Origin of the sequence: Bifidobacterium sp. UTBIF-78, assembly GCF_006408945.1 — a bacterium.
Taxonomy (GTDB): domain Bacteria; phylum Actinomycetota; class Actinomycetes; order Actinomycetales; family Bifidobacteriaceae; genus Bifidobacterium; species Bifidobacterium myosotis.
Map to the genome: position 1 here is coordinate 68,597 of NZ_JFAO01000019.1, position 7,924 is coordinate 76,520.

5 protein-coding genes and 2 pseudogenes are annotated in these 7,924 nt (G+C 61.8%); 3 read left to right on the forward strand and 4 right to left on the reverse strand.

Features of this window, described 5'->3' with window-relative positions:
• The first annotated feature begins 122 nt into the window (after positions 1 to 122).
• On the forward strand, positions 123 to 1,946 hold the full coding sequence (locus BG22_RS05290; RefSeq protein ID WP_375137698.1) for an aryl-sulfate sulfotransferase: 1,824 nt from the start codon (positions 123 to 125) through the stop codon (positions 1,944 to 1,946).
• 5 nt (positions 1,947 to 1,951) lie between these two features.
• Here BG22_RS05290 and BG22_RS05295 read toward each other — a convergent pair whose 3' ends face one another.
• Entirely contained in the window at positions 1,952 to 2,749 is a 798-nt protein-coding gene (locus tag BG22_RS05295; protein WP_181163393.1) for an energy-coupling factor ABC transporter ATP-binding protein, read from the reverse strand.
• 512 nt (positions 2,750 to 3,261) lie between these two features.
• Between BG22_RS05295 and BG22_RS05305 the strand changes: the two genes are divergently transcribed.
• Positions 3,262 to 4,434, forward strand: coding sequence for a hypothetical protein (locus tag BG22_RS05305; protein WP_140493856.1), 1,173 nt, complete (start codon positions 3,262 to 3,264; stop codon positions 4,432 to 4,434).
• 23 nt (positions 4,435 to 4,457) lie between these two features.
• Here BG22_RS05305 and BG22_RS05310 read toward each other — a convergent pair.
• From BG22_RS05310 to ppgK, 3 genes and pseudogenes are all read right to left on the reverse strand, one after another.
• A pseudogene (locus BG22_RS05310) lies at positions 4,458 to 5,444 on the reverse strand (pyridoxal phosphate-dependent aminotransferase); the annotation flags it as partial.
• A 134-nt stretch (positions 5,445 to 5,578) separates the two neighbouring features.
• A pseudogene (locus tag BG22_RS11450) lies at positions 5,579 to 5,795 on the reverse strand (pyridoxal phosphate-dependent aminotransferase); the annotation flags it as partial.
• A 194-nt stretch (positions 5,796 to 5,989) separates the two neighbouring features.
• Positions 5,990 to 6,757 (reverse strand): polyphosphate--glucose phosphotransferase, encoded by a 768-nt coding sequence (gene ppgK, locus BG22_RS05315; protein WP_094667724.1) that lies wholly within the window; start codon positions 6,755 to 6,757, stop codon positions 5,990 to 5,992.
• A gap of 217 nt (positions 6,758 to 6,974) precedes the next feature.
• Here ppgK and BG22_RS05320 point away from each other — a divergent pair, with 217 nt between their 5' ends.
• The gene (locus BG22_RS05320) at positions 6,975 to 7,760 is read left to right on the forward strand and encodes a nitroreductase family protein (protein WP_140493858.1); all 786 of its coding nucleotides are present in this window, start codon (positions 6,975 to 6,977) and stop codon (positions 7,758 to 7,760) included.
• The last annotated feature ends 164 nt before the right edge of the window (positions 7,761 to 7,924 follow it).

The window sequence follows — 7,924 nt, forward strand, 5'->3', positions numbered from 1 at the left end:
AGAAACATCCGGAGATTACTCAGCGTATTTCCAGCCTTTCGGCCGCTGTTCTCCAAGGATGGCGCATATGGTGTACGTCGTACTTCATCGTCCGTTCACTTGCGTCATCCCAAGGATTCGTCATGCCCGTCACCATGCCATCCCGTCCATCATCCAACCGCCCGGCCATCACGCGCGCGTTCTCCAACCGCGCCGTGAAGGCCGTCGCCGCAATCGCCACCGCGGCCATCGCACTCGGCCTGTGCATGGTCTCCAATGACAACGTGAGCGCGGCCATTCGCGAGCGCCGAGTCGAACGGCTCAACGCCCAGATCGAAAGCGTGTACACGGACGACTACCAGAAGATGATGGACGACGAACTCATCAGCGAGCGCGACGCCCAGAAGCGCACGGTCGATAACATCTACACCAAGGTCAACCCGTACGGCACCAACACCACGTCGATGTACGTGTACTTCACCACCGACAACACCGCCACCGTAAGCTACACGGTCTCGGCCGACGGCTACCCGGATTACACGGCCACCGCCATCACCAGCGATGAGGCGGCGCGCACCGTCCGTAGCGCGGTTAACTATGCCGAATCCATGACCGGCGACACGATCAGTACCAGCGCATCCGAGGAGTCGCAGGCCGCGTCCGACGTCACCACGGGCGAGCTCGCCTCCACCACCCACGAGTTCCTGGTGCTGGGCCTCATCCCCCAGGTGAAGAACACCATCACCCTGACCATCACCGGCACCGATGGTTCATCGACCACGCGGACCATCACCCAGAACGGCCCCAAGCTGCTCGGCTCGGAGGAGGTCCGTCTCGAACAGACGGTCTCCCCTGACGACGACACCACTACCGCGCTCGGCAACGGACTGTACGCCATCCTCGGCAATGATTCGGACGAGCAGGACTTCATGTACTACTACGATGCGAACGGCGTGCTGCGCGGCGAGGTGCCGGTCCTTTACTACCGTTCCCACCGGCTGCTGTTCGACGATGACGGGCTCATGTGGTTCTCCGCTTCCACCCGCACGTTCGTGGGCATGAACCGGCTCGGCAAGCTGGTCAAGATCATCGATTTGGGCGGCCGGTTCATCCTCCATCACGACTATGCGCTGGACTCGGATGGCAACATCGTCTCCCTCGCCACCGACCTCAAGCGCGAGGACCATGCGGTACAGGATCAGGTCATCAAGGTGGACACCTCCACCGGCGAGGTCTCGCTACTGGTGGACTTCGGCGACCTGTTCCCCGAATACAAGGCCTCCACCACGCATTCCGGCATCGACGAGTCCGACCCGACCGCCTCGAACCGCTGGGATTGGATACACTTCAACACCATCCAGCTCATGGATGACGGTTCGGCGCTGCTGTCCGCCCGAGAGACCTCCACCATCGTCAAGGTGAACGACATCGAGGGCACGCCCACGCTCGACTACATGATCGGCGAGACGTCCGTCTGGTCCGGCACGCCTGAGGCCGACTCGTTCCTGACCAAGGTGGGCGACTTCGGCGACACCGGTGGCCAGCACTCGATCACCGTGCAGTACGACTCCTCGCTCGAGGACGGCCAGTACTACGTCTACATGTTCGACAACAACTTCGGCTATGCGATGACCCGCCCGGATTACGATTGGACGGTCATCGACGGCATCTCCACCGCCCAATCCTCGAAGGACGAGGATTCCTCCTCGCAATTCCGCAAGTATCTGGTGGACGAACAAGCCGGCACGTACACCGAGGTGCAGTCGTTCGACGTGCCGTATTCCCCGTACGTCTCCTCCGCCGAGGAGATCACCGACGACCTCAATCTGGTAGGCACCGGCATGCAGGGCGTGTTCGGCGTGTACGACGATTCGGGCGAGCTCAAAGCCCAGTACCGGATGGCCCTGAGCACCTCGTACATCTACCGCGTCTACCAATACGGCTTCCGAGGCTTCTACTTCGTCTGACGGGGTTACTCGGCCGCGGCTTTCGCGGCCTCGTATTTGCCGCGAATCAGATCCTCGTAGAACGACACGGCATCCTGCGGCGTGCCATCGAAGACGATCCGATGGTCATCCAGCACCAGCGTGCGGTCGATCGCGTATTCGGGACGACGGATCATATCCGTATCATGCGTGGCGAAAATCACCTGCTTGTCGTAGCTGAACAGGGCGCGGGCCACATGCGCGGTACCGATCTCGTCCAATCCCTTGCTCGGTTCGTCCGCCACGATGGCGCTCGGGTTGAAGCTCAGCGCCACGGCGATGGCCAGCAGATGCCGCTTCTCCGAATCCAGCTCGCTGGCCTTGGCCTTGGAGACCTGTGCCAGATCGAAATGCGCGAACAGGTTGCCGATGCGCGCCAACCGCTCCCCCTCGGGCACCTTGTGCTTCTTCAACGCCTCGGAGACGGCCTCGGAGATGTTCTTCGCGCGATAGAAGCTGTTGGGAATCTCCTCGCGGCGCACCTTGCCCACCAGATCGTCGATGCGCTTGAGATCATGCTTGGACGCCGGGTCCAGATGCTCGTCGTCGCCCACGATGGTCACCGTGCCGGCGGATGCCTTGAGCGAGCCGTCCAGCAACCCGAGCAGCGTGGATTTGCCGGCGCCGTTGAGTCCGATGATGGCCACGCGCTTCTCCATGATGGTCAGGGACGTGGGTTCGAGTCCCACATGCCCGTCGTCATAGGCATGACCGGCCTGATCGAGCGTGAACGTGAGCGATGCCGGGTGCGGCAGTTCCTTGGGTTTGAAGAAAGAGAATCCCATACCGTCCATTCTACGTGCGTCCGCCTATCCATCAGTGTCGGTTCTCGACGCCAGCCTGCCGGATTTCGATGCAGAGCTGTCGGTTCTCGACGCAGAGCTGTCGGATGCCGACAGTTCAGTGTCGGTTCTCGACGGTTGAGTGTCGGATTTCGTACGCCATACGTATGAAATCCGACAGTCAAGCGTTGAGAACCGACAGCCGAGCATCGAAATCCGACACTCAAGCGTTGAGAACCGACAATCGTACTGTGTTCTTCGCGGTGTGCTCGTCACACCACAACGATGGTCTTCTGCGGTTAGCCGGAAAACGCATCGTTTCCCGCAGTCAACGACATAGTCAACGACATGACCGCCGCTATCCACAGGTCGATTCGTGACTCAGACCGGCTCCAGCCAGCCGGAATCCGAGCATGAACAGCACATGAATTCTACGGCTGCAATCCTTCCCGCCCATGGCGACGACCCGGGCGCCACTCGATAATGGATGTGGTACGCAAAGGCGGGAGGATGCCATGAATCCGTTGGTCAAGAAACAGATCGGTTTGGTGATGTACTACCTTGTGCTCACCGGATTCCTGTGTCTGCCCGTCGCAGCCGTCAGGATGCTGCTGTCTCCCACCCGCTCGTCCAGTGATACGGTGATTGCCGCTTTCGCTCTCCTGCTCACCGTCTTTCTGACGGTTTTCGAGGGCTACTTCTTCATCCGGAACGCCAAGGCGCTGGCCCGCGGCCCTCAACATACGCCCGCCGTGCTGCTCGAGGTCACCGAGGAAAAGGACTATGACGACGATCCGGTGACCGTCTGCCGGTTCCGCACCGAAGACGGACGCACGATAGTGCTGCAACGCAGCGACCCAAACCTGAACAAGGCGTTCGCCGACCCCGCCGTCGCGCAAGCGCTTACCGAACCGGGCACATGGTTCGACCTCGAGATGTACGACCGGCCGATGGTCTGCCGATTCCTGCGCGTGGACTCGAAGAGGCCGCGTGAAACACTCCGTGAAACACCCAAAGAAACGTCAGATGCGCTCAGCAACAGCACGTCGTCGGCTTCAGCCGCAGCCAAACGCGCGCATGATGACATCACCATCGCGAATCTCGATTACAAGTCTGTCTCCAGGCTACATGCCGTGACGCTGACCGTCATGGTGGTTCTTGTCATCGCGGCCGTCATCCTGCATATCACCCTGTCGGGCTTCGGCATGCAGGGCGTAATCAGACGTATGCTCTTCGGTCTGACCGCGGCCGCATGGGCCGCATGTTCGCTGATGCATCTCATCGTCAAGCTCGCATTGGGCAGACAAGCTCGGATCAGGCAACACATCAAAGCCTCGGCCGTGGGAACGGACATCGCCAAAACCGCGTTTCTTCATGCGGCCTTCATCGCGATATGCACGGTCGTGGCGGTCACCCTGATGCAGGGACCGGTCGCATGCCTCCGGAAGGGACCGATCACCGTACCGGCCATGTACAGTGGCAAAATACCGTTCATCGACCGACACTATTTCAGCTTCCGTCCATCGGGCGGTGAATCAAGACTCATCTCCATCGAGATCGACGACGATCGTGTGGACGAAGCGCGCACACTCATGCCCCGCAAGGATCTGCCCGTGTTGCTGACGTACTGGCCCGGCGGCGACGAGAACGTCTTCGACCACGTCGCGCCCGACCCGTCCCGCAGCTGAATCGGGAGGTGACGCCCGGCCACTCACCGCAGCACGGCGGCGACGGTATCGAGCACCGCGCGGATATTGCGCTCGAATTCGTCCGGCTCGGGCAGCAGGGAGACCGCCAGATAGCCGTTCGAGGTCATGTCGAAGAAATAGCCGGGCTGACCGGTGAGCCGATGGTCGGCGATAAGCCGCAATACCAGTTCGTTCTCGTCGATGACCGAAGGCACGCGCAGCAGCACGTTCCAGCCGCCTTCAGCCCGCAGCACGCTCACCAGGCCGTTCGGGTCGCCCTCAAGGAGCCGGTGCAACCGGGCGAGGTTGCCGCGCACACGCTCCCGCACCCGCGCGGTCTGTGCCGGGGCCGCAGCGAGCAGGTCCGGCATCATGCGCGCGATGATGTCGCTCATCGGCAGATAGTCGTCGGCGATGAAATCCAATCTGCGCTTGGCCTCGGCGACGTCATCCGCCGGTCCGGACACCTGAATCCAGCCGACCTTGGCGTGGGGCGCGGCGAGCATCTTCGAGAAGCCATCCAATGCGAACGTGAGCACGCCCGGCTCCCCCGCCAGTCGCGCGTTGCCGGGGAACGGCTCGAGCGTGTAGTCGTAGAACACCTCGTCGGCGATGAGCGCGATGCCGTGCTCCCGGCACAATTCCACCAATGCCCGTCGCTCATCGGGTTTCACATATGAACCGGACGGATTGTTGGGATTGATGAGCACCATCGCACGGATGCGAGCGCCATCGGGCCCGTCCAGCAATTCGGCGATGGCGGCGGTGTCGATGAACCATGAGCCGTCGAACTGCAGCTGGTATTCGACCGTGTCCACGCATTCCAGCCGCGCGATCGATTCGATGAGCGGGTAGCCCGGTTTGGGCGCAAGCACCGCGTCGCCGGCATCGCACAGCAACTTGATGAGCCACGAATAAGCCTCGGACGTGGAGCTGAGGATGTACAGGTCATCCGGATTGACCGGGATTGGAGCTGCTGTGCCCCCAATCGATGCCGCGGATTCATGCAATCCGTCATCCACGGAATCATGACGGTGGATGAATGTCGTATTGGCCAAGGCCCGATCATCGGCGACTTCACCGTCAACGCACTCTCCGCGGACTGCCGTGCCACTGCATGCCGCACGATCTGCGATCGCGTCGCCGGAAAGGAATGCAGCCAACGCCTCGCGCGCGGCCCGCGGACCACGCGGCTCGGCGGTGTACACGCTCGGCACGAGTACGGGAGCCAAGCCATGCCTTGTGGGGTTGGAGTCATTCAGCTTGCCCAACGCGAGGCCGCCCGCCTTCGCACGGGCCTCAGCCACGGCAATCGGATTCGGATCGCTGACGTTCACGCGGGAGGAGAAATGCACGGTCATGGTTTCCCACCTTAGAACCAACCCTGTCCCCGATACCGTTGTGCGATGCAGGAGCGCACCGATGCAAAGCCACGCCAACGAAAAATGGGCCCCTTTGATGAAGGGAACCCATTCGGATATGCATCAGCGCGCGAGGCGCGCATCAAGCCGGCGAACCGAGCGAATCATCAGATCACCCGAATCACCCACCCGGTTCACTGCTGCTTGGTGCTCGCGTAGTACGCGGCGCCGACGATGCCGGCCTGGTTGCGCAGCGTGGCGGGCACGATCGGGGTCTTGATGTCCACGTAGGGCAGGAACTTCTCGCTGACGCGACTCACGCCGCCGCCCACGGTGAACAAATCCGGGTTGAAGTACTTCTCCATCAGGCCGTAGTACTTGGTCAGACGCTTGGCCCACTTCTTGTAGCTCATCTCCTCCTGCTCACGGATGGCGGAGGAGGCGTACTTTTCGGCATCCGGATGCTTGGCGCTCAGGATGATGTGGCCGAGCTCGGTGTTCGGGATAAGCTGGCCGTTGTAGATCAACGCGGTGCCGATGCCGGTGCCCAGCGTGGTGGCGATCACCAGACCGTCCTGTCCCTTGGCGGCGCCGTACTGCACCTCGGCAAGACCGGCGGCATCGGCGTCGTTCACCACGACGACCGGGCGGCCGCACGCCTCGGAGAAGACCTCGGTGACGTCCACACCGATCCAGGACTGGTCAAGGTTGGCCATGAAGTCAAGCTTCTTGCCGGGCTTGATCGGGGCCGGGAAGGCGATGCCCACCGGGGCGGATTCCGGCACTTCGAAATGGTCGAGCTGCTGCTTGACGATGGCGGCGACGGCCTGCGGCGTGGACACCTCGGGGGTGAGGATCTTCAGACGAGGCTCGGCGAAATCACCCTTGGTGAGATCCACGGGCGCGGCCTTGATGCCGGAGCCACCGATGTCAACGCCAAAAGCCTGTGCGGTTTCAATCATCGTTGACCATTCCTTTCCGGGAAAATGAGGTTCTTCTGTTGCTTCCAGTCTAACGCGCGCGGGAGCCGACGCCAAAGATCGCGACCACGTTTTGCAATCGTGTGCAGGAGGTTCGCCTCACAGCCCCATTCATCGACGGTAATCATCATCCATAAATCCCCGACCATTGCGGCGGTCCGTCATCGATTTCCTCCGATTGCGCGCGATAATGGTAGTCATGGCAGAACATACGCAACTCATCGATGCAATCAACATCCGCACCGCCGTCCGCGCCTACGACAGCGAGCCGATCGACGACGATACGGCCCGACAGCTCGAGATGGCGCTGCAGCCCATCAACCTGATCTCCGACCTCAATATCCAGCTCGTGCGCGACCAGCCCAAGGTGTTCGCCGAGGCCAACGCCTCCGGCCATCTCACAAACGCCGCCAACTATCTGGCCATCGTCGGCCCGAAGGATGACGCCGAAGCCAGGGAGCGCGCGGGTTTCTACGCCGAGCGCGTGGTGCTGACCGCCACGCTGCGCGGTCTCGGCACGCTGTGGGTGGCAGGCTCGTGGGATCGCACGGAGGCCGCAAGGCACTGCCGCGTGGCCGGCTCTCAGGAACTGTATCTGGCCGTGGTGATCGGGCATCCGAAGGACCATCTGGCGTATCGGGCGAAGTCCTATGAGGAGCTGTGCGAGATCCAGCGCACGCACCGACCGACCAAGACGTACGAGCAGTTCACCGCCCCGATGGATGACACCGCCCGCGCGGCCGCGCCCGATTGGTTCAGGGCCGGCGCCGAAGCCGCAATGAAGGCGCCGAGCGCGATGAACCGCCAGCCAATCACGTTCTCGTACAACCCGGCGGATGACACCGCCGCCGCGCATATCGACCCCGCAGCCGGCGACGAACATTGGGCGCTCAACGACCTCGGCATCGCCAAACTGCATTTCCAGGTCGGTGCCGGACAGGGCCAGTGGGCTTGGGGCGACGGCGGCCTGTTCATCCATAAGTGACGGCAAGTCCGGTTGTGACTCCCCTAGATTATGCCCAGAACACGCCCATAACACGTACAAGGCACCCGTTCTGGGCATAATCCCACGAAATACAGACCCTTCAATCTGATTCTGGGCATAACCCTACAAGTTAGAAGCCGCAGACGGCTTCCTGAAGCTAGGGT